At 48.0% G+C, this 20603-nt stretch carries 21 protein-coding genes; 14 read left to right on the top strand and 7 right to left on the bottom strand.

The annotated features are described in order from the left end of the window. Positions 1–49 precede the first annotated feature (49 nt). Positions 50–544 (bottom strand): SLC13 family permease, encoded by a 495-nt coding sequence (locus NX720_RS07855; protein ID WP_262601549.1) that lies wholly within the window; start codon positions 542–544, stop codon positions 50–52. Here NX720_RS07855 and NX720_RS07850 point away from each other — a divergent pair. After that, on the top strand, positions 510–776 hold the full coding sequence (locus tag NX720_RS07850) for a hypothetical protein (protein ID WP_262601717.1): 267 nt from the start codon (positions 510–512) through the stop codon (positions 774–776). The two genes, NX720_RS07855 and NX720_RS07850, sit on opposite strands and share 35 nt — an antisense overlap. Before the next feature lie 27 nt (positions 777–803). Here NX720_RS07850 and tnpA (NX720_RS07845) read toward each other — a convergent pair whose 3' ends face one another. After that, the gene (gene tnpA, locus NX720_RS07845) at positions 804–1241 is read right to left on the bottom strand and encodes an IS200/IS605 family transposase (protein ID WP_262600524.1); all 438 of its coding nucleotides are present in this window, start codon (positions 1239–1241) and stop codon (positions 804–806) included. 65 nt (positions 1242–1306) lie between these two features. On the opposite strand from tnpA (NX720_RS07845), the gene NX720_RS07840 reads away from it, so the two are divergent. From NX720_RS07840 to NX720_RS07830, 3 genes are read left to right on the top strand one after another with little or no spacing between them, the layout of a single operon-like run. Further along, complete coding sequence (locus NX720_RS07840; protein WP_262600523.1) at positions 1307–2479, top strand: RNA-guided endonuclease InsQ/TnpB family protein; 1173 nt, start codon at positions 1307–1309, stop codon at positions 2477–2479. A gap of 52 nt (positions 2480–2531) precedes the next feature. Next, entirely contained in the window at positions 2532–2705 is a 174-nt protein-coding gene (locus NX720_RS07835) for a hypothetical protein (RefSeq protein WP_262600522.1), read from the top strand. Next, positions 2660–3379: a peptide deformylase gene (locus NX720_RS07830; RefSeq protein ID WP_262600520.1), complete on the top strand. Its 720-nt coding sequence runs from the start codon at positions 2660–2662 to the stop codon at positions 3377–3379. Before NX720_RS07835 ends, NX720_RS07830 begins: the two co-directional genes overlap by 46 nt. Here the strand turns inward: NX720_RS07830 and phrB are convergent. Continuing rightward, positions 3376–4812 (bottom strand): deoxyribodipyrimidine photo-lyase, encoded by a 1437-nt coding sequence (gene phrB, locus NX720_RS07825; RefSeq protein ID WP_262600518.1) that lies wholly within the window; start codon positions 4810–4812, stop codon positions 3376–3378. The genes NX720_RS07830 and phrB overlap by 4 nt on opposite strands. Before the next feature lie 102 nt (positions 4813–4914). Between phrB and NX720_RS07820 the strand changes: the two genes are divergently transcribed. After that, positions 4915–7005 carry a TonB-dependent receptor domain-containing protein gene (locus NX720_RS07820; RefSeq protein WP_262600517.1) on the top strand — a complete coding sequence of 697 codons (2091 nt, stop codon included), beginning with the start codon at positions 4915–4917 and terminating at the stop codon, positions 7003–7005. A gap of 62 nt (positions 7006–7067) precedes the next feature. Here the strand turns inward: NX720_RS07820 and NX720_RS07815 are convergent, their stop codons facing one another. Beyond that, on the bottom strand, positions 7068–8225 hold the full coding sequence (locus NX720_RS07815; RefSeq protein ID WP_262600515.1) for a Na/Pi symporter: 1158 nt from the start codon (positions 8223–8225) through the stop codon (positions 7068–7070). 194 nt (positions 8226–8419) lie between these two features. Between NX720_RS07815 and NX720_RS27040 the strand changes: the two genes are divergently transcribed. Continuing rightward, positions 8420–8674, top strand: coding sequence for a DUF397 domain-containing protein (locus NX720_RS27040; protein ID WP_404831055.1), 255 nt, complete (start codon positions 8420–8422; stop codon positions 8672–8674). On the opposite strand, the gene tnpA (NX720_RS07810) is transcribed toward NX720_RS27040, so the two are convergent. Next, complete coding sequence (gene tnpA, locus NX720_RS07810; protein ID WP_262600513.1) at positions 8644–9072, bottom strand: IS200/IS605 family transposase; 429 nt, start codon at positions 9070–9072, stop codon at positions 8644–8646. The two genes, NX720_RS27040 and tnpA (NX720_RS07810), sit on opposite strands and share 31 nt — an antisense overlap. A gap of 65 nt (positions 9073–9137) precedes the next feature. Here tnpA (NX720_RS07810) and NX720_RS07805 point away from each other — a divergent pair, with 65 nt between their 5' ends. Together NX720_RS07805 and NX720_RS07800 are read left to right on the top strand one after the other, a co-directional pair. Beyond that, a complete protein-coding gene (locus NX720_RS07805) occupies positions 9138–9911 on the top strand; it encodes an RNA-guided endonuclease InsQ/TnpB family protein (protein ID WP_262600510.1) in 774 nt (257 codons plus the stop codon). Positions 9912–9951: 40 nt separating this feature from the next. Then, positions 9952–10428, top strand: coding sequence for an RNA-guided endonuclease InsQ/TnpB family protein (locus NX720_RS07800; RefSeq protein ID WP_262600509.1), 477 nt, complete (start codon positions 9952–9954; stop codon positions 10426–10428). 407 nt (positions 10429–10835) lie between these two features. On the opposite strand, the gene NX720_RS07795 is transcribed toward NX720_RS07800, so the two are convergent. Then, complete coding sequence (locus NX720_RS07795) at positions 10836–12008, bottom strand: ankyrin repeat domain-containing protein (protein ID WP_262600507.1); 1173 nt, start codon at positions 12006–12008, stop codon at positions 10836–10838. Positions 12009–12176: 168 nt separating this feature from the next. Here NX720_RS07795 and NX720_RS07790 point away from each other — a divergent pair, with 168 nt between their 5' ends. The 6 genes from NX720_RS07790 to NX720_RS07765 all read left to right on the top strand — a co-directional run bounded on the left by NX720_RS07790 (position 12177) and on the right by NX720_RS07765 (position 20037). Then, positions 12177–14399, top strand: a complete 2223-nt coding sequence (locus tag NX720_RS07790) for a heavy metal translocating P-type ATPase (RefSeq protein ID WP_262600506.1) — start codon at positions 12177–12179, stop codon at positions 14397–14399. Positions 14400–14660: 261 nt separating this feature from the next. After that, on the top strand, positions 14661–15638 hold the full coding sequence (mglB, locus tag NX720_RS07785) for a galactose/glucose ABC transporter substrate-binding protein MglB (protein WP_262600504.1): 978 nt from the start codon (positions 14661–14663) through the stop codon (positions 15636–15638). Between the two features lie 142 nt (positions 15639–15780). Continuing rightward, positions 15781–17289 (top strand): galactose/methyl galactoside ABC transporter ATP-binding protein MglA, encoded by a 1509-nt coding sequence (gene mglA, locus NX720_RS07780; RefSeq protein WP_262600503.1) that lies wholly within the window; start codon positions 15781–15783, stop codon positions 17287–17289. Between the two features lie 16 nt (positions 17290–17305). After that, positions 17306–18331 carry a galactose/methyl galactoside ABC transporter permease MglC gene (gene mglC, locus NX720_RS07775; protein WP_262600502.1) on the top strand — a complete coding sequence of 342 codons (1026 nt, stop codon included), beginning with the start codon at positions 17306–17308 and terminating at the stop codon, positions 18329–18331. Between the two features lie 410 nt (positions 18332–18741). Then, positions 18742–19584, top strand: coding sequence for a hypothetical protein (locus tag NX720_RS07770; protein WP_262600501.1), 843 nt, complete (start codon positions 18742–18744; stop codon positions 19582–19584). A gap of 81 nt (positions 19585–19665) precedes the next feature. Then, positions 19666–20037 carry a Cif family virulence factor gene (locus NX720_RS07765; RefSeq protein ID WP_262600500.1) on the top strand — a complete coding sequence of 124 codons (372 nt, stop codon included), beginning with the start codon at positions 19666–19668 and terminating at the stop codon, positions 20035–20037. Between the two features lie 21 nt (positions 20038–20058). Here the strand turns inward: NX720_RS07765 and NX720_RS07760 are convergent, their stop codons facing one another. Next, on the bottom strand, positions 20059–20520 hold the full coding sequence (locus tag NX720_RS07760) for a DUF2062 domain-containing protein (protein WP_262600499.1): 462 nt from the start codon (positions 20518–20520) through the stop codon (positions 20059–20061). Between the last annotated feature and the right edge of the window lie 83 nt (positions 20521–20603).

Here is a 20603-nt window from a genome sequence, read left to right as displayed (position 1 = left end):
TAGGGGGACACTAAGTATAAAATATTCTGTGGATGGTGATGTTTATGTCTCACACTGCGATGGCTAGTACGTCCCAGTTAATCTGTTTGATGTCTTCAGTGGTGATAATGCCACACAGGGAAAAGACGACAACAGGCAATAGGGCAGCGGTGTATGAATTGATGCCATGGCGACTGGCGGTAACCCAAAGCAGAATGGTTGCTGCTGTAGTGCCATAGACAATGAAAGCCTCTTTTCTCTGCTCGAATTCACTGTCGATTTCCAGATGAATAGCATGAATACCTGTAGGGTAAACTTTGCGTAGCAGAGTCCAGCTGATGAAAATCAGAATGGTGGCCATGGGAATGGCAAACAGTATCCAGTCACCAAAGCTCATGGCGTATTCGGCTGTCAGGTAGCGGAAAGCAATGGCGTTTGGTGGTGTGCCGATGGGTGTGCCAATACCGCCCACGTTGGCAGCAACAGGCACTGCCAGAATCATACCTTTGATGCCAGGATCAGTGTGATCCATGCCTTTCAGCAGTGGTGTGAGCAAAGTCAGCATCATCGCGGTGGTGGCGGTGTTACTCATAAACATGGAGAAAATGGCGGTAATCTCGCTGCCCGGCAATGGTTATCCCGCTTATCGGTATCATCTCAACAGGCAGAAAAAACAGAAAGAGGAAGAGCAGGCCAATCACGGCGAGTTTTGCATTACGATACATAAGTACTACAGACGCATTATCTTTATTAGCAAAATCGTCGTAAACCCTCGCCCAATGCGGGCGGGGATATAAGACGGGAAGGCGCAGAGCCTTCCGCCATCAATCTGGTGTACTCTGGCTATTAACGTAGTCCTTCAGAGTCTCGATAGTTGCACCGCCAGCACCGCCAGCACTGCAAGCAAAGTAAGACCTTGACCACATTAAGCCTGCTTTGCTCTGAGCAGTAAGGTGGGTATTCAGCATTCGCAACCGTCTTGATGATGTTGATTTGAGATTATTTACCATGACACTGATAGCCAGTTTTGGTGGGTAGGCCACCAACAGGTGTGCGTGATCTTTTTCGCCATCCATTTCAAGTAACTGGCATTCCAGTTTTTCACATGCACTCTCGAACGACTCCCGTAACTGCTTGATCATATAGCCATCAAAAAGCTTTCGTCTGTACTTTGTCGTGAACACCAAATGAACAACCAGCTTGGTAACGCTATGTCGTTTGCGAAGATACCCTTTAAGCAAATCTTTATTGTGTGCGCTCACTTGAAAACCTCTTTCAAATACCTGTAATATAAACTTTATATTAATGAGCACTGAAATAACGTTCCATGCTGAGAGCCACCAAAGTACGAATCTATCCAACATCAGAGCAGGCGGAATTTCTCGACCGTCAGTTTGATGCTGTGCGGTTCGTATGGAACAAGGCCCTGGCTATTAAGGTTCATTATTACAAGGTTCGTGGGCAGAGCCTTTCTCCCAAAAAACACCTGAAGCCCTTGCTGGCAAAAGCCAAGAAAAGCCGAAAGTACTCATGGCTGAAAAACGCTGACTCTATTGCACTGCAACAGGCCACTATCAATCTGGATACGGCCTTTCAAAACTTTTTCAATCCCAAATTGCAGGCAAGATTTCCTCGCTTCAAGAAAAAGCATGGCAAGCAAAGTAGCTACCATTGTACGTCTGTCTCTGTGGGCGATAACTGGATAAAAATCCCCAAGCGCAAGCCCATAAGGGCTAAAGTGCATCGTGAAATAGTGGGTAAGGTGAAGTCTGTCACCCTGAGCAGAACGCTAACCGGCAAGTATTTTGCCTCCATATTGGCTGATGATACCCAGGAACAACCAAAACAGATTGATAATCTTGAAGCTAATCAGGTTGTCGGTGTTGATATGGGGATTGCTGATCTGGCTATCACCAGTACCGGCCATAAGACTGGCAATCCTCGCTTTCTGAAAAAAGCACAACGTAACCTGAAAAGAAAACAACAGGCTCTATCTCGCTGCAAGAAAGGCTCAAAAGGTAGGCACAAAGCCCGTTTATTGGTGGCAAAGGCGCATGAGCGTGTAGCCTTTGCCCGTAATGATTTTCAGCATAAGCTATCAAAACAACTCATCGACGAAAACCAAGCGGTGATTGTGGAGACACTGAAAGTTAAAAACATGCTCAAGAACAAGCGTCTTGCTCGTTCTATTGTTGATGCTGGCTGGCACTCACTGATAACCAAACTCGAATACAAGGCAAAGCAGGAAGGTAAACATCTGGTGAAGATAGACCAGTGGTTTGCATCCTCTAAAACTTGCTCAGTCTGCGATTTGAAACAGGAAAAAATGCCATTGAGAATCCGATCATGGGAGTGTAGCTGTGGTGCTATCCATGACCGGGATATTAATGCAGCTCGCAATATCAAGAAGCAAGGCATATTGAAATTAAAGGCGGAAGGACTGTCCGTTTCTGCTGATGGAGGCTTGCGTAAATCCGGCAGACTGTCGGTTGCTGCCTAAGAAATCAGAAGCCTCACCCGATAGGGTGGGGAGCAGTCACTGGTGATTTATTATGTTTTTTGTTGATGCCGCTGTTTTGGGCTGGGTCAATGAAAGGGTAAATACTGATAGTCTGGTGGCAAATGCTATTGCTGGTGTTTGGTCTATGCTTTCCTCTTTTGGCAGCTTGAAGGTAATAGCGTGGGAAAACTGGTTCTGTTTGGTAGTGCGTTACTCATTGCCTTGATTTTACTGGCTATTCTTGACACCTCTGAACAAGCTGCCATCGGCTTGCTCAAAAACGAGAAGCTGGTCCTTTTTCAGTTTGATAATCCCGAACATAAAGCGATTCTGAATACCCCCACGCAGCCGGTTCGCAAACTGCCAGACAAGCGCATTGACGCACTGATTGACGCCATGCAGAAATTGATAACCACCAACGTTGCAGGTATATCCGCCAATCAGGTCGGTAAGCCGTTGCAGCTGTTTCTGATTGCGCCGCCCCCCATGGCGAGCAGCTCCGTACCGGCTGAGGTTTTCATTAATCCTGTAATTACAAAAGTGTCCGGACAGAAGGTCTGCTTCTGGCATGGTTGCCTTAGTGCCAAAGGCAAGCCTTTTGGCAAAACAGCCACCTGGAGCGAAATCACCCTTCAGGCTCAGGATGCCAGAGGCAACACGTTTACCCGAGACCTGAAAGGTATGGACGCTATTGTGGCGCAACATGAATTCCGTCACCTGCTGGGCGGCGGATATCATGACCATGCCAAAGAGTTTCATGACGAAAAAGAGCTGATGCGTTTAATCTTCCAGAAGAAAGAAATCTATATCCAGGCGTGTGATGACAAGGCACCCTTTTTGCTGAGTGGCTATCAGCCTGGTGAGCGCATTGAAGAGTACGCAAAACGGACAGGCCGTTAAAGCTGGCTTTTGAGTGCCTTAAAGGCTTCCATCACCCGCTGTCTTGAGTCACTGTGATTGACGACAGGCGGCGGATAGCTCAGTGCCAGCTGGCTGTTTTTCTGGTACGGCGCATGTATCCGCCGGTTATCCAGATGCGCCAGTTCCGGCAGCCATTGCCGGATGAATGCTCCCTCACTGTCAAACTTTTCGGACTGGCTGGTGGGGTTAAACATCCGAAAGTAAGGCGCGGCATCGGTACCGGTGCTGGCAGACCATTGCCAGCCGCCATTATTAGCGGCCAGATCGCCATCAATCAGGTGTTCCATAAAAAACTGTTCCCCCAGCCGCCAGTCGAGCAGCAGATTTTTCGACAGGAACATGGCCGTGACCATACGCAGTCGGTTGTGCATCCAGCCGGTACTGGTCAGCTGGCGCATGGCGGCGTCCACCAGGGGAAAACCGGTTTCTCCTGTCTGCCAGGCTTTGAGTAGTGTTGGGTCATTCCGCCAGGTCAGTCTTTCGGTTTCAGGTTTGAAAGCCCGGTGCCTGGAAACCCGGGGAAATCCATACAGTATATGTTTATAAAACTCTCGCCAGATCAGCTCACCGAGCCATGTGGTGATACCCGGATTGCCGGTATCCAGCTCACCATTGTTTGCCTGCAGTGCCTGATGGAAACACTGTCTGACCGACAAGGTACCAGCGGTCAGCCAGGGGGAGAGCGAGCTGGTTCCGGCTATGGCTGGAAAGTCCCGCTGGTTATGGTATTGCTCGATGGTATTCACCAGAAAGGTGTTGAGCCTGTTATGCGCCACCGCTTCACCAGCAGGCCAGTGGTCATCAATGTTTCTGGCGGTGGCTGGAAAATGCTGCTCCAGTGATTCGGGGTTCGTGTACTCCAGGGGTAAAGGAGCCTGTTTTTCAGGGGCGGGCAGTGGTTGAAGTTGTTCCGGGGTGATGCGCTGGAACAGACTTCTTTTGAAAGGTGTAAAAACTTTGAAGTACTGACCCTGCATGTTTCGCAGGGTACCCGGAATAAACAGGGTTTGCTGATGATAGCGGTGGCAGGGAATATTCTTCTGCCTGAATAAACGCTCAGTGTCATCGTCCCGCTGTTGTTCGTAAACCCCATATTCATCGTTCAGCCAGAGCGACGGAATAGTAAACTTTTCCGCCAGTTTAAGCAGGGTTGCCGGGGCTTTGTTGAATGATTCTGCCGGGGCAATAATCAGAGGGATGTTTAACCTGCCCAGTTCGTTTTCCAGAGCCTTGAGGTTCTGCATCCAGAAATAGAGTTTGTTATTGCTATCGTGCTGTAGACGCCATTGCCGCGGAAACAATAGATAGACACCAATAACCTGAGAGCATTGCTGACTCGCATGATAAAGGGCGGGGTTGTCCAGAACCCTGAGATCGGATCTGAACCATACAAGTCCAAGATTTTGTTGCATGGAAAGTTGCCTGCCGGTATCTGTGCTTTTTTTGCATTGTACGTAAAGATAACACCTATACTGACCCACCGAAAAAATAAGAAGTCATCACAGGGTTGGTTAATGAAAAAATTGCTGCTGTTTTCCGGTGTGCTTGCTGGAATGTTGTCACCGGCTGTTCGGGCGAATGATGTTTCAGATATAGCGATTGATGTGTCGGAGTCTTTATTGCCGTCTGAATCGGTTTCATCCGTTAATCAGATCACTGTTCCTGCCACTGACGCAGGGCGGGCTTTAAGAGAAATCAACGGTGTAACAGCCTCCAGAAAAGGTGGTAAAGGTTTCGAGCCTATTATTCGTGGGCAGCAGCAGAGTCAGCTGAATGTGGTGATGGATGGCACTTATATCCATGGTGCCTGCCCGGGGAGAATGGACCCGCCCACCACTTACGTCAGTCGGGCCGGGTACGACAAAGTGGAAGTTATTCGGGGATATGAATCGGTTATTTATGGTGCAGGTGGCCCTGGTGGTACGGTACTGTTCACCAGGGACGACCCTGACTTTAACAATGATCAGGGTATGCGCTGGCACCCATCCGTTACCGGCAAGGCTTATATGGGGTATACCGGTAACTCTAATGGCAAAGACCTGTCTCTGGATATTGCGGCAGGCAGCTCTGAAGGCTGGTTGCGAGCGTATGGCGGTTATCAGGACGCGGGCAATTATAAGGATGGCAGTGGCAGTAAGGTCAGCTCAGCTTTTCGCTCCAACACTGGAGGGTTAATTATTTCCGGAGAGGTCGCCGGTTTTACCCGTATGGAGTTGAATGTCGAAGCGGTTCGTGACGACGATGTGTATTACTCTGGCAACGGTATGGATGCTCCCCGGGCTAAAGCCGATATCTGGCGTTTTAAAACCCGTTACGACCGGTCATTCCTGATATTTGATGCCCTGGAACTGTCAGCTTACCGTTCTGATGTTAAGCATCAAATGGATAACTTCAGTGTCAGACGACGCAAGCCCAATGCTCCCAACGGTTTGAAGGCACCCTCCACGTCATTAACTTGGGGCGGGCGTTTGCAGGGTTCTGTCTTTACGGAAAAGAGTGAGCTGCGTATTGGTATCGACTATCAGGCCAATGACCGGGATGCCAGACGCTATAAAGTGGCCTTGAACGACGCTTCTTTGGACAAACGTTCAAAGGCTGACCAATACCAGTCTCATATGTGGCCGGGTGTTGAATATCGGCAGATGGGGCTGTTTGCTGAACTGGATTATGAGTTGAGCGATAACGATCACCTCAGGGTGGGCGTGCGTTATGATGACTTTAAAGCGGAAGCGACAAAAGCTTCTGCTGAAGCGCTGGGAGCCAGCAGCCCGGATGCGCTCTACCAAAAGTACTACGGTTATAAGGCTGACAAAGTCAGTGAAGGCAACAGCAGCGGCCTGGTGAGCTGGATTCATGACCTGTCATCGACACAGTCTGTTGGGTTGCGAGTCAGTCGTAGTGTCCGGACGGCCGATGCTTCTGAGCGTTACATTGCTTCCAGAGGTTCCTGCTGCCATGGCAGTGATGACTGGGTGGGTAATCCCCGGATAAAGCCAGAGATTCATCATCAGCTGGATGCTGGTTATCAGTTTCAGGCAACCCGGGCACAGTTTCGTGTGATGTTTTTTGTTGATGAGGTCAACGACTTTATCCTGCGGACTTCTGGCAGCTCTTCAGGTAAGAGAGGAGCAAAGCTGTATAAAAACTTCGATGCCCGCTTATATGGATGGGAAATGGAATCCCGCTATGACTTTGGACACTGGCAGCCTGCTATTGGATTGTCCTGGACCCGGGGCGAAAACCGTGATGATTCCCAGCAGAAAAGCCTGCCGCAGATTCCACCTCTGACGGGCAGTATCAAACTGGATTACAACACGAATGTCTGGTTACTGGGGGCCAGGTATGAGTTTGCAGCCCGTCAGGATAAAGTGGATACAAACAGCGGACTGGATGCGGGTGAATCCTCAGGTTATGGCGTGATGCATTTGCATGGCTGGTATCAGCTGGATAAAGGTTTAAAGTTGCTGGGTGGTGTCGAAAATCTGTTTAACCGAACCTATGCCCTGCACGTTAACCGCGCCAGCCGTGATCCCTTTAACCCGGAAGCCTTAAGGGTTCATGAACCGGGCAGGCAAGTGTGGGTGGGGGTTGAACTCTTGTTCTGATCCATAAAAAACGCCCTGCAATGATGAATTACAGGGCGTTTAAAGTGCATCCGTCGTTGCGATTACCTGGTCAAAAAGATGGCCAGTCCCGGAAGAACAAAGAAGGCCAGTGCCAGATAAGCAAATGCGTAAGCCTTCTTTTTCACGGCCAGCTCTGCCAGTTTCTCGGCGGCGAATAGTGGGATTTCACGCAACGGCTTGATGCCATAGATAAGTGCTACCGCAAACAGGTTAAAGAACAGATGCACCATAGCAATGGTCATTGCGGGCATGGCGGCATCGGCAGAGATTGCGGTGGCTGCCAGAATAGCGGTAATGGTTGTACCAATGTTTGCGCCCAGAGTAACAGGGTACATCTGACGAACCGAGAACAGACCGCTGCCGACCATGGGTACCATCAGGCAGGTCGTGGTGGTAGACGACTGAACCATGACGGTCATGGCAGCACCGGACACAATACCGGAAACCGGGCCACGACCAATGGATTTTTCCAGAACGTCCTTAGCCTTGCCGGTCATCACCTTCTTCAGCAGTTTGCCTAAACGAACCACGGCAGAGAAGATCAGGAAAACACCAAAGGCAATCATTGCCAGACCACCCAGGGTATTGTCAGGCAGCAGCCTGGCAAAACCTTTGATGATGTCTACTGACGGCGCTGTGAGAAATTTCACAGGGTTAAAGCCGATGCTCATATCCTGACCACCCACCAGCATTTCAGCCACGGACAGGGACAGTTTGCTCAGGAAGCCGGTCATCAGTTCCAGTGGCAGAATAATCAGCACCGCCAGATAGTTAAAGAAGTCATGCACAGTGGATGCTGAAAAAGCCCGTTTGAACTCTTTGTTACAGCCCATGTGACCCAGACTAACGACAGTGTTAGTGATTGTTGTACCAATATTGGCACCCATAATCATCGGGATCGCCATGTGTACTGGCAGTCCGCCAGCTACCAGGCCCACAATGATAGACGTCACTGTACTGGAAGACTGTATCAGTGCAGTGGCCAGTGTACCGGCAATCAAAGCCAGAAAAGCATTGTTGGCAAAGTTAAACAGTTCAGCGGCGTTACCACCCACCACCATTTTGAAACCGGAACCAATAACACTTACGGCAACCAGCAGGCCGTAAATCCAGAGGATTACCTTTAACCAGATGCGACCATAGTGGCGGGTCATTATCTTGTCATTTGAAACAGGGTTAGCTGCTATCGTCTCAGACATGTTTCTGCACCTTAGTGCGTGAATGGTGGTGGCGAAGTTAAAGGGTTTATGTTTCAGAAATATTACAATATTGACATTATACTGAAATAATTTTGTGGGCTCTTTGACTCCCCTCTTTCAGTTTCTATCCTGATCAATTTTTCGGCTACTATAGCTAGACTAAGTAAGTTCTCACTGACAAAGAGGAGTAGGTTATGAACTCTTACTTTAAAAATGACAGGCACTTTAAAAAATCCTCAGCCTGTTCCATCCCAGAATCTCCTGTCTGTGTTTCTGTTGCAATCAGTCCGGAAAAAGAGGTTGCTGTGAGACAAGGCAACGATCCGGACAGAGCGACGCTGGTTTTTAGCAAAATCGTCGTAAACCCTCGCCCAATGCGGGGGGGGTATAAGACGGGAAGGCACAGAGCCTTCCGCCATCAATCTGGTGTACTCTGGCTATTAACGTAGTCCTTCAGAGTCTCGATAGTTGCACCGCCAGCACTGCAAGCAAAGTAAGACCTTGACCACATTAAGCCTGCTTTGCTCTGAGCAGTAAGGTGGGTATTCAGCATTCGCAACCGTCTTGATGATGTTGATTTGAGATTATTTACCATGACACTGATAGCCAGTTTTGGTGGGTAGGCCACCAACAGGTGTACGTGATCTTTTTCGCCATCCATTTCAAGTAACTGGCATTCCAGTTTTTCACATGCACTCTCGAACGACTCCCGTAACTGCTTGATCATATAGCCATCAAAAAGCTTTCGCCTGTACTTTGTCGTGAACACCAAATGAACAACCAGCTTGGTAACGCTATGTCGTTTGCGAAGATACCCTTCAAGCAAATCTTTATTGTGTGCGCTCACTTGAAAACCTCTTTCAAATACCTGTAATATTAAGCTTATATTAATGAGCACTGAAATAACGTTCCATGCTGAGAGCCACCAAAGTACGAATCTATCCAACATCAGAGCAGGCGGAATTTCTCGACCGTCAGTTTGATGCTGTGCGGTTCGTATGGAACAAGGCCCTGGCTATTAAGGTTCATTATTACAAGGTTCGTGGGCAGAGCCTTTCTCCCAAAAAACACCTGAAGCCCTTGCTGGCAAAAGCCAAGAAAAGCCGAAAGTACTCATGGCTGAAAAACGCTGACTCTATTGCACTGCAACAGGCCACTATCAATCTGGATACGGCCTTTCAAAACTTTTTCAATCCCAAATTGCAGGCAAGATTTCCTCGCTTCAAGAAAAAGCATGGCAAGCAAAGTAGCTACCATTGTACGTCTGTCTCTGTGGGCGATAACTGGATAAAAATCCCCAAGTGCAAGCCCATAAGGGCTAAAGTGCATCGTGAAATAGTGGGTAAGGTGAAGTCTATCACCCTGAGCAGAACGCTAACCGGCAAGTATTTTGCCTCCATATTGGCTGATGATACCCAGGAACAACCAAAACAGATTGATAATCTTGAAGCTAATCAGGTTGTCGGTGTTGATATGGGGATTACTGATCTGGCTATCACCAGTACCGGCCATAAGACTGGCAATCCTCGCTTTCTGAAAAAAGCACAACGTAACCTGAAAAGAAAACAACAGGCTCTATCTCGCTGCAAGAAAGGCTCAAAAGGTAGGCACAAAGCCCGTTTAGGGAAGCAGCAGAACATAATATACCGCTGTTGGCTTTTGGCGGTTGGCTGTATGAGCAGCTAATAGCCAAAAGCCAACAGCCAAAAGCCCGGTAAGTTATTGAATGCTGCGCCCCTTATTGGTGGCAAAGGCGCATGAGCGTGTAGCCTTTGCCCGTAATGATTTTCAGCATAAGCTATCAAAACAACTCATCGACGAAAACCAAGCGGTGATTGTGGAGACACTGAAAGTTAAAAACATGCTCAAGAACAAGCGTCTTGCTCGTTCTATTGCTGATGCTGGCTGGCACTCACTGATAACCAAACTCGAATACAAGGCAAAGCAGGAAGGTAAACATCTGGTGAAGATAGACCAGTGGTTTGCATCCTCTAAAACTTGCTCAGTCTGCGATTTGAAACAGGAAAAAATGCCATTGAGAATCCGATCATGGGAGTGTAGCTGTGGTGCTATCCATGACCGGGATATTAATGCAGCTCGCAATATCAAGAAGCAAGGCATATTGAAATTAAAGGCGGAAGGACTGTCCGTTTCTGCTGATGGAGGCTTGCGTAAATCCGGCATACTGTCGGTTGCTGCCTAAGGGGCGCAGCATTCAATAACTTACCGGGCTGTTGGCTTTTGGCTATTAGCTGCTCATACAGCCAACAGCCAACAGCGGTATATTATGTTCTGCTGCTTCCCTAAGAAATCAGAAGCCTCACCCGATAGGGTGGGGAGCAGTCACTTCAGACGAATGGAATGCTTTTATCAAGGGAGTCAAGAACGGAGAGTTTGATTTGAGCTGAAGTGGGTAAGGTATTTGTTACCCGATGCAGTGACTCTGTTTTTGTAAGCAATTTGCGACAGTGCTCAGACGCAGTCCGGGTGGGTGCAGGCAGGTCAGTTTCTCCTTGAATTTTATTGAAATATTGTGCCGGGTCGACTGGACTTGCAGTGACTGAGCAAGCCCGTCAGTGACACCGGCAATGTCAAAACGTTGCACCGGTATTAATATTGTTGACTCTGACTGACGTCTTGCCTGATTTGTAGCAAGTTGTTTTCCAGATGTTGAAGTGATTGTTGTAGTCGTATTCCGAGTGTCTGGGCCTGCTGATGTTGTTCCCGTAACCGATGTTGATGCTCTGGGCTTAGTAGCTGCAAATTATGAGATAAACTGAGTTGCAATGTTTGATTCAGGTGTAGTAACCGGGTGAAAAAACCTGTAAACCTTCGCAGGTTTTGACAGAGTCTTTGCAGGTTTTGATGGTGTGGGTTTCCGATAACAGGGGGATTATAAATATTGCTGCTAAAGGTAGGAGTTGCTGCGTTATCATTTATCAAACTAGAAACAGCGATGGACTCAGCTGTCTGAACTTCTCCATATCTCTCCAGAACATGTTCAATAGGCGATAACTGTTGCTCAATTAACAGGCTAACTTGATTGGTGAGACCATTTCTGGCTGTAAACTGCAATGGTTGTCTGCCTTGATTGTCTGCAATATCGGCATTTGCTCCATGAGCTAACAGCTGTCTTGTGGCAAACTCACGGCCTTCGAGTATGCTCAGGAACAGGGGTGTTTCTCCTCGAAGATTCCTCCTGTTAACCGGGTAATCTAAAGATAAAAGCAGGCGTATTGTTGAAGTTTGGTTGTAATGCACTGCCAGATGCATAAGGTCGTTTCCGTTCCTGTCGGGATGACCAGGCGCTCGCCTCTGCATGAGGGCTCTTATAATATCATTATGTCCATACCGAACCGCATAGCTCAGGAGTGAATGAGCATTGTGGTCGCGAGTTTGAATATAGTTTGGATGCTGATTCAAGAGAGACACAACTCTGTCGAGATGCCCGATAGTGACAGAGTAAAACAAGTCTGTATTAATAAGGGTATGAAGCAAATCTCCATAAAATGGAAACCAGACTGGTTGATTTATAATACCAGCCATCCTGATTATTAATAAAAAGGTTAGCCACTGATTTCCTGAAGCTAAAGAAAGAAATGAAGGAAAGCTGAGTTGGTTCTCATCCATAGGGGTTGTGAACCAGCATATCAGGTTAACCATTTCTTTATAGCTCTGATAGTCTAACAGTTCGTTTAATCTGCGTTCAGTTTCATCCTGATTCTCAAGCTGGATTAACTTATTAAGCTCTTCTTTGCCTGGTGGGAGACCGGAAGCGGTCATTATAGACAAACACCAGAACAAGATGGGGACAAGAAAAATACGCTGCATGCTTATTGCCCTGTTTTATGTTTATAAAAAGTAAGTGTTGACCGTAGTTATTTTTTCAGAGTAGTTTGGCTCAAAAAGCGAATATTTGCAGTTATATATAAATTAATGGAATCGGGTTGTATGAATCAGGAGACGACCAGCCTGTCTGTGCCCAGCATGAGTTGTGCAGGCTGTGTGGCAAAAGTCGAAAAGGCGCTTAAAGCTGTTGATGATGTGACGGATGCCCGGGTTAATCTGGCGGAGAAAACCGCAGAAGTCGATGGCTTGCCTGATGTGGTAACGCTGTTGCAGGCACTCGAAGCCATTGGTAAGCCAGGGACGTTAATTGACAGTGAAGAAGACAATCGTCGTCAGCAGGAGCAGCGTGATCAGGCGCAGTACCGTTATCTTCTGAAGCATGGCGTCTTTGCGCTGGTGGTCAGCATCCCATTGATGCTGTCGATGTTTTTTATCCCCATGACGGTTCATACCCCTCAGGATCAGTGGCTGTGGGGCTGTATTGGTATGGTCACTCTGGGGATTCTGGTGTTCTCCGGACGCCATTTCTTTAAAGGACTGGTGGAATCGATTCGTCACGGCTCTGCCACGATGGATACACTCATTGCCCTGGGAACCGGAACAGCATGGCTCTACTCCATGGCGGTGGTGTTCTGGCCGCAATGGTTTCCTGTAGCGGCTCGTCATGTGTACTTTGAAGCCTCTGCCATGATAATCGGCCTGATTAATATGGGTCAGGCCATGGAACTTCGAGCAAAGGGGAAAACCAGTTCGGCGATTAAACGGTTACTGGGGCTTCAGGTGAAAACGGCTCGTATTGTCAGAGAGGATAAAGAGATTGACGTGCCGGTGACCGCCGTAAAGGCTGGCGATATTGTCCGTGTTCGCCCCGGTGAAAGAATACCTGTGGATGGTCGGGTAACCCGTGGTACAACGCGGGTGGATGAATCCATGTTGACCGGTGAGCCCCTGGCAGTCAGCAAAAGTGTTGATGATGAGGTAGCAGCAGGCACTCTGAACAAGAATGGGTCGATTCTGTTTGTGGCGGAAAAAGTCGGTCAGGACACGGCTCTGGCGCATATCATTCAACTGGTGAAACAGGCACAAAACGCCAAAATGCCCATTACCCGGCTGACTGACCAGATTTCTGCGGTTTTTGTTCCAGTGGTTATTGTTATCGCCATTCTTGCTGCACTGGCCTGGTATTTTATTGGGCCGCAGCCCGCCATCGCTCATGCCTTTGTTGTCCTGACAACCGTATTGATTATTGCCTGTCCCTGTGCGCTGGGACTGGCAACCCCAATGTCGGTCATGGCCGGAGTTGGACGAGCCGCTGAACTGGGGATGCTGGTTCGCAATGGTGAAGCTCTGCAGAAAGCCAGTCAGTTAACGACAGTGGTTGTTGATAAAACGGGTACGGTGACGGAAGGCGCTCCGTCCGTCACCGATATTCTGGTGGCTGACGGTTTCAGTGAAGAACAGCTTCTGGTAATGGCTGGCAGCCTTGAATCGGCTTCTGAACATCCGCTGGCAGAAGCCATTGTTGCAGCTGCAAAGGCCCGTTCCCTGAAGCTTACCGCTCCTGAACACTTTGCAATGACATCTGGCTTTGGTATTTCAGGGCAGGTTGATGGTCAGAGTGTTCTGTTAGGTAATACACAGTGGATGACGTCTAATAAACTGTCGCACGACTGCTGGCTGGCAGAGGTTGACCGTCTGGCAGACGAAGGTAAAACCCCTGTGCTGGTGGCACTGGAAAAACAGGTAGTGGGCATTCTGGCTATTGCCGACCCAATTCGTTCTGACTCTAAAGCGGCGATTGAACGATTGCAATCTGCCGGTATTAAGGTGGTTATGCTGACCGGGGATCATAGAAAAACCGCTGAAGCCGTGGCAAAACAGGTTGGCATTGAGGCTGTTCATGCTGAAGTGTTGCCGGCAGATAAGGCAGCTCATGTGAAACAGCTTCAGGAAGCCGGTGAAAAAGTGGGGATGACTGGCGATGGCATTAATGATGCGCCCGCACTGGCTCAGGCTGATGTCGGTTTTGCCATGGGCTGTGGCACTGATGTCGCCATTGAATCGGCGGATATCACCTTGATGCGGTCTTCGCTCCACGGGCTCGTCGATGCCGTTTTATTGTCCAGGGCGACCCTGAAGAATATACGACAAAATCTGTTTGGGGCCTTTATCTACAACTCTCTGGGCATTCCGGTTGCGGCAGGTGCTCTCTATCCGCTGACAGGCATGTTGCTCAACCCTGTGGTGGCGGGTGCAGCAATGGCCTGTTCATCGGTGACAGTTGTGACGAATGCTAACCGGCTGAGAAAGTTCAGGCCAGGCTGAAGCTTAGAATATAGCGCTGTTGGCTGTTAGCTGTTGGTTGATGGGCATCAGATTTTATGTAGTAAGAAACCTAAGGAATACTCATGTTTTGTAAACTTTGAGTTGATGTGGGTCACTATTTTTTAACTTTTGTTCATTTATTATCACATTCGACCATTATATTGCACTGGCTTTGGGTTATACGTCATAGGACGCTTATAAATGTATTCATGCTGTATAAAAAGGAAAGGGTCAGTGCCCGTTTCAAAAGATGAGAATAAAATGAATAAAGCAACAGTATTTGCCGGGGTATTGACGGGGCTGGCGCTGACCGGTGCCGTTCAGGCAGCCACACTGGGCGTCACCGTTTATCGTTACGACGATAATTTCATGTCCGTTGTCCGCCGGGCTCTTGAGAAGGAAGCGAATGAAGCCGGTGTGGGTCGTTTGATGATGAACGACTCGCAAAATAACCAATCCATGCAAAATGATCAGATTGATATCATGCTGGCCCGGGGAGTGGATGCGCTGGCCATTAATCTGGTTGATCCGGCTGCGGCACCGGTGATTATCAGTAAAGCGAAGCTTGATGGTGTGCCGGTTGTTTTCTATAACAAGGAACCGACAGCAGAAGAATTACAGAGCTATGAATACGCTTATTATGTCGGTACCGACTCTGCTGAATCAGGGATTATTCAAGGGGAGCTGATTGCCAGTCACTGGGATGCCAACCCGCAGTGGGACTTGAATAAAGATGGTGTTATTCAGTATGTGCTGCTGAAAGGTGAGCCGGGCCATCCGGATGCCGAAGCCCGTTCTTCTTATGTTATCTCCACCCTGAATGATAAGGGTTACAAGACCGACGCACTGCATCTTGATACAGCTATGTGGGATACCGCTATGGCGAAAGACAAGATGGATGCCTGGATTTCCGGTCCTAACGCCGACAAGATCGAAGTGGTTATTTCCAACAACGACGCCATGGCTATGGGTGCTATTGAATCCCTGCGTGCAGCCGCGCGTTCCGACATTCCGGTCTATGGCGTCGATGCCCTGACAGAAGCGGTTGCCCTGATTAGAAGTGGCGAAATGCAGGGAACCGTTTTGAATGACGGAATCAATCAGGCCAGGGCCACACTGGAACTGACCCATAACCTGGCCCGGGGCAAGGCTGCCGGAGAAGGTACTGACTGGGTGATAAAGGACAAGGTTGTGCGCGTGCCTTATGTGGGGGTCGACCGTGAGACTCTTAATCAGTAACGCGTAAAAAGTAACGCGTAAGCATTAACACTCTGAACTAGTCAGTCTGTCGTCTTTTTTTCTTCTTACCTGACGGGTCGGGGATAAAGCAGTTTGCTGATTAATCCCTGACCACTTCTGCGCCCATATAAGAACACAGCCTATGTCAAACGATGAAGAGCAGTTCCTTCTTGAAATGACTGCTATCAGCAAGGAGTTTCCCGGTGTCAAGGCTCTTGACCGGGTTGACCTGAGAGTCCGCCCTTATTCGATTCACGCATTGATGGGGGAAAATGGGGCGGGCAAGTCCACGCTCCTGAAATGCCTGTTTGGTATTTATGAGAAAGACGAGGGAGAGATTGTCTTTCTTGGTAGCAATGTCCATTTCAGTTCATCGAAAGAAGCCCTTGATAACGGCATCTCGATGGTCCATCAGGAGCTTAACCAGGTGTTGCAAAGCTCGGTAATGGATAACATGTGGTTAGGGAGGTATCCGAAAAAAAAGGGCTTTGTTGATGACTCAAAAATGTACAACGACACCAAAGCCATTTTTGATGAGCTTGATATTGATGTGGACCCTAAAGAGCGGGTAGCAAGCCTGTCTGTATCTCAGCGGCAAATGATCGAAATTGCCAAAGCATTCTCTTATAACGCCCGCATTGTGATTATGGACGAGCCGACATCGTCGCTTACCGAGAAAGAAATCAAACACCTCTTTAAGATTATTCGCAAGCTGAAAGACAGAGGCTGCGGGATTGTTTATATCTCTCATAAAATGGAAGAGATTTTTGAACTGTGTGATGAAATTACCATCCTGCGCGACGGGCAGTGGGTCGGCACTCAACCGCTGGAAGGTCTCACTATGGATGAAATTATTAACATGATGGTTGGGCGTGAGCTGACCCAGCGGTTTCCTGAACGGGATAATGTGCCCGGTGAGGTCATTTTAAAAGTCAGTGGTTTGACCGCCAAAAACCAGCCTTCTATAAACGACATCAGTTTTGAGTTACGAAAAGGGGAGGTGTTAGGCATTGCTGGCCTGGTGGGGGCCAGGCGTACTGATATTGTTGAAACGCTATTCGGCGTTCGTGAAAAGGCAGCTGGCACTATTCTTCTGAATAACCGGAAAGTCAGTAACCGAGACGCCCACGAAGCCATCCGGAACGGTTTTTCACTGGTCACGGAAGAACGACGAGCGACGGGTATTTACAGCACTCTGGATATTACCTTTAACTCGCTGGTGGCCAATATTGAACATTACAAGAACAAAGCTGGCCTGCTCAGTAATCTACAGATGGGTAAGGACACTCAGTGGGTTATTGATGCCATGAGCGTGAAAACACCGGGACATCATACGCCGATTGGTTCGTTGTCCGGCGGTAACCAGCAGAAAGTGGTGATTGGTCGCTGGCTATTGACCGAGCCGGACATTCTGATGATGGATGAACCTACCCGTGGCATCGACGTTGGTGCCAAGTATGAAATCTACCAGTTGATTCTGGAGCTGGCGAAAAAAGGCAAGGGGGTGATTATGATCTCCTCGGAAATGCCTGAGCTGCTTGGCACCACAGACCGGATTCTGGTGATGAGTAACGGGCAGGTCGCAGGTATTGTCAACACCAGAGAAACCACCCAGAACGAAATTCTTGAACTGGCATCACGCTACCTGTAATTAAAGGAGTATTTCCATGGGCAATGCAGCAGGCCTTAATCGAAAAGGCTTTAACGCAATGCAGATGATCAAGGAAGGTGGTATTTATGCCGTACTTCTGATTCTTCTGGCGATCATTATTATTCAGGAGCCGTCGTTTGTTAGTCTGAGAAACCTGAGTAATATCCTTACTCAGTCGTCGGTACGAATTATTATTGCACTGGGTGTTGCAAGTCTGATTGTGACCCAGGGAACGGACCTTTCTGCAGGTCGCCAGGTCGGGCTGGCTGCGGTTGTGTCCGCCACCATGTTGCAGGCAGTAACCAACGTCAATAAGGTGTTTCCTGAACTGGGTGCCATTCCCATTCCTGCTGTTATTCTTCTGGTTTGCGCTATTGGTGCACTGATCGGGCTGTTAAACGGTTTTGTGGTGGCTTATCTGAATGTGACGCCGTTTATTGCCACCCTTGGCATGATGATTATCGTCTACGGCATTAACTCCCTGTACTTTGATATGGTAGGAGCATCACCTGTTGCTGGCTTTGATGCCCGTTTTTCAGAGTTTACCCAGGGGTTTATCCGGCTGGGCAGTTTCAGGTTGTCGTATATTACGTTCTATGCGGCCATTGCTATTGTCATCAGCTGGGTCATGTGGAACAAGACTGTCTTTGGCAAGAATATCTTTGCCATCGGTGGCAACCCTGAAGCCGCTAAGGTATCCGGTGTTAACGTAGCTTTAACGCTCCTGAAAGTGTACGCCCTGTCTGGTGTCTTCTATGCCTTTGCCGGTTTGCTGGAAGCGGGCCGGATTGGCAGTGCCACCAATAACCTTGGCTTTATGTACGAGCTGGATGCCATTGCTGCCTGTGTGGTGGGGGGCGTGTCCTTTGCTGGTGGTGTTGGCAGTATTGCCGGTGTGGTAACGGGCGTATTAATTTTCACCCTGATTAACTATGGCATGACATACATCGGTGTGAGCCCTTATTGGCAGTATATTATTAAAGGTTCCATTATTATCTTTGCGGTGGCTTTGGACTCAATGAAGTATGCCGAGAAGAAGTAATAAATAACTGTCGTTTATTTTATCGGTTAGAGCAAGTGCAACCGTCTCAATACTGGAAACAGGAGGCGGTTGTCATTAATGAGCCTGAGCTTTGAGTGACTCTATAAATTATGCGTAGCTGGACAATGGCTAATCCTGTGCCAGACTCACCAGTTGTGAGTCTTCAGGCATTAAGTTTTGTTCAGTTCGGGTAGTTATTCATGAAACGCCAGTTTTTTTGTACCAGCGCTTTATTTGGACTGTTTTTTACGAATACTGCCATCGGTCATGAATTTCCCTGTCCTGATCCTCAGCAGTTAGAGTTTAAGTACAGTAGTTTCTCGTCTGACTTGGAGGCAACTCCAGGTCATCTTCCAGCAAATCTTCCTGACATATTCAAAACATTGCTTAAAACACCTTATGTAGCAGAAGTGCCTGGGGTAGTAGAAACCCCTTATCGTGTTAGTGGAATAACCTTTCACTCTGCCGCCTATAGCAGGGTGCCGATTTTGGGCTATAAGTGCCGTTATACTTATCACTACGACAATAAACAGTATTTTGTGACCTTTGATCTTGGAAAGTTCCGTCTGTTTGAAATGAGGAACCGCCCTATAATCATTGTCCCCGGTAAAAACTGGGAATGGGATGAGCGAAGTGACAAAGCGGAAGGACATGTTTGCACTAAGTCCCGTGAACATTGCCAGTTTAAACTTCCAAAAGTGGGCTTTAGTTACAGCGTTAAAGCTTCTGATAGTAAAGCGGTGATTCCGGAGTACAGAATAGGTTATCGCTGGGATGATACCAGTGAAGAAAAGTTGTTTGATAAAGTCAACTGGCTTTTTGAGAGGCCGGCGACTGAACGTTCAGGCTCCACCAATAAGTATAAGAACAATGAGTTGATACCAAGATATAAGCACGTTAATCAGATAGTCAGAGATCCTTCTGTCACTCTGTCTTCTGTTAAGTTGGTTTTTGATCAACCCAAAAAGGAAGGCAAAACAGAAGCGAATCTCTACAACTACATGGTTGCCTATGGCTCCAAATCGATAACAAACGAAGTGTGTGATATTGCCAGTGGCGCGTTGTCCAGATGTGATTGCAGCGATGAAAACCTGCTCAAAACCTTTTCTGCCCCGGGTCATACCCAAATATTCATCGAAAACCATTACGATACAAATACAGAAATACCTGGTTTTAGATGCGACCTTTATTACTTTTCTGATAAGCACTCTTCGCAAAATCATAAAGAACATGACCATGATGACGGTTTATGAAGTGCTTTAGTAATCATAAAATCAGTGGCTCTGAATTAGCCTAAACTTCAGTCACCCATAGCGATCATGAGGAGGCGACTCATGAGTCACCATGTGCTAGCTGAAGTTCTGGCTGCCAGCAAACAATGGGTTAAGCACTTTAATCATGGAGATATCGACTATTGCGTTTCCGGTTATATGCCTGATGCGGTCTTGCAGGCTAACCCCATGGGAGAATATGTTGGCAAAGACAATATAGACAACTTCTGGCGTCCATTTATTCAGTCCGGAGCCTCTGACCTGCACTATAACGACATGTGGTTGAAACAGGTCGGCGATGAAAAGGTTCACCTCGGAGCGAACTGGTCTATGAATGTGGGCAAAGGCATTATTACACTGGAGGAATGGGTGAAAAATGATGCTGGTGTATGGAAATTGTCGCAGGATTTTTTTGAAGTGCAGGAACAATATTAACACAGCATTGAGCAGGGACGCTTAAACCGTTTTCATCTTTGCTTTCAGCAAAACGGCGAACCCCTTCCATAACAGCAGTATTAAAGGCATTGCTACAACCAGCCAGGCAGCGCAGGCGGCTGAGATAGCCAGACCATAAAGCTCAAGAAACAGGCTGAAGTCGCTTTTCGCTAACATGAATATATCGGCAGGATTCACCGAAATTCGTTCCAGCCCAAACAGATACTCCCCAAGCCGTATAAAAGGAATAAACAGAATAAATTGCAATGGATAACCGCAATAGTTGGCAACCTGTATAGCCACCTGGTTCAGTCGCAGAGCCCCGGCAGTCAGTACACAGAGCAGGGTGGTGATGCCAAACACAGGAAAGAAACCCAAGACAAAGCCGACCGCAAGGCACAATGCCAGAGAGTCCGGGGTTAGCCCCTGGTTTAATAAAGCTTTTATGGGCGAAACGATTCGCTCCTGAACAAAAGCATTCAAATTCTCATTCCTGCGGCTATTCTCGACGGCTACTGATTTCGAAATGACTGGAGCACGACTGATGTCTATGAAAACGCTCTGTT

The organism is Endozoicomonas euniceicola (assembly GCF_025562755.1).
GTDB lineage: Bacteria > Pseudomonadota > Gammaproteobacteria > Pseudomonadales > Endozoicomonadaceae > Endozoicomonas_A > Endozoicomonas_A euniceicola.
This window is presented reverse-complemented; position numbering and strand designations above follow the sequence as displayed.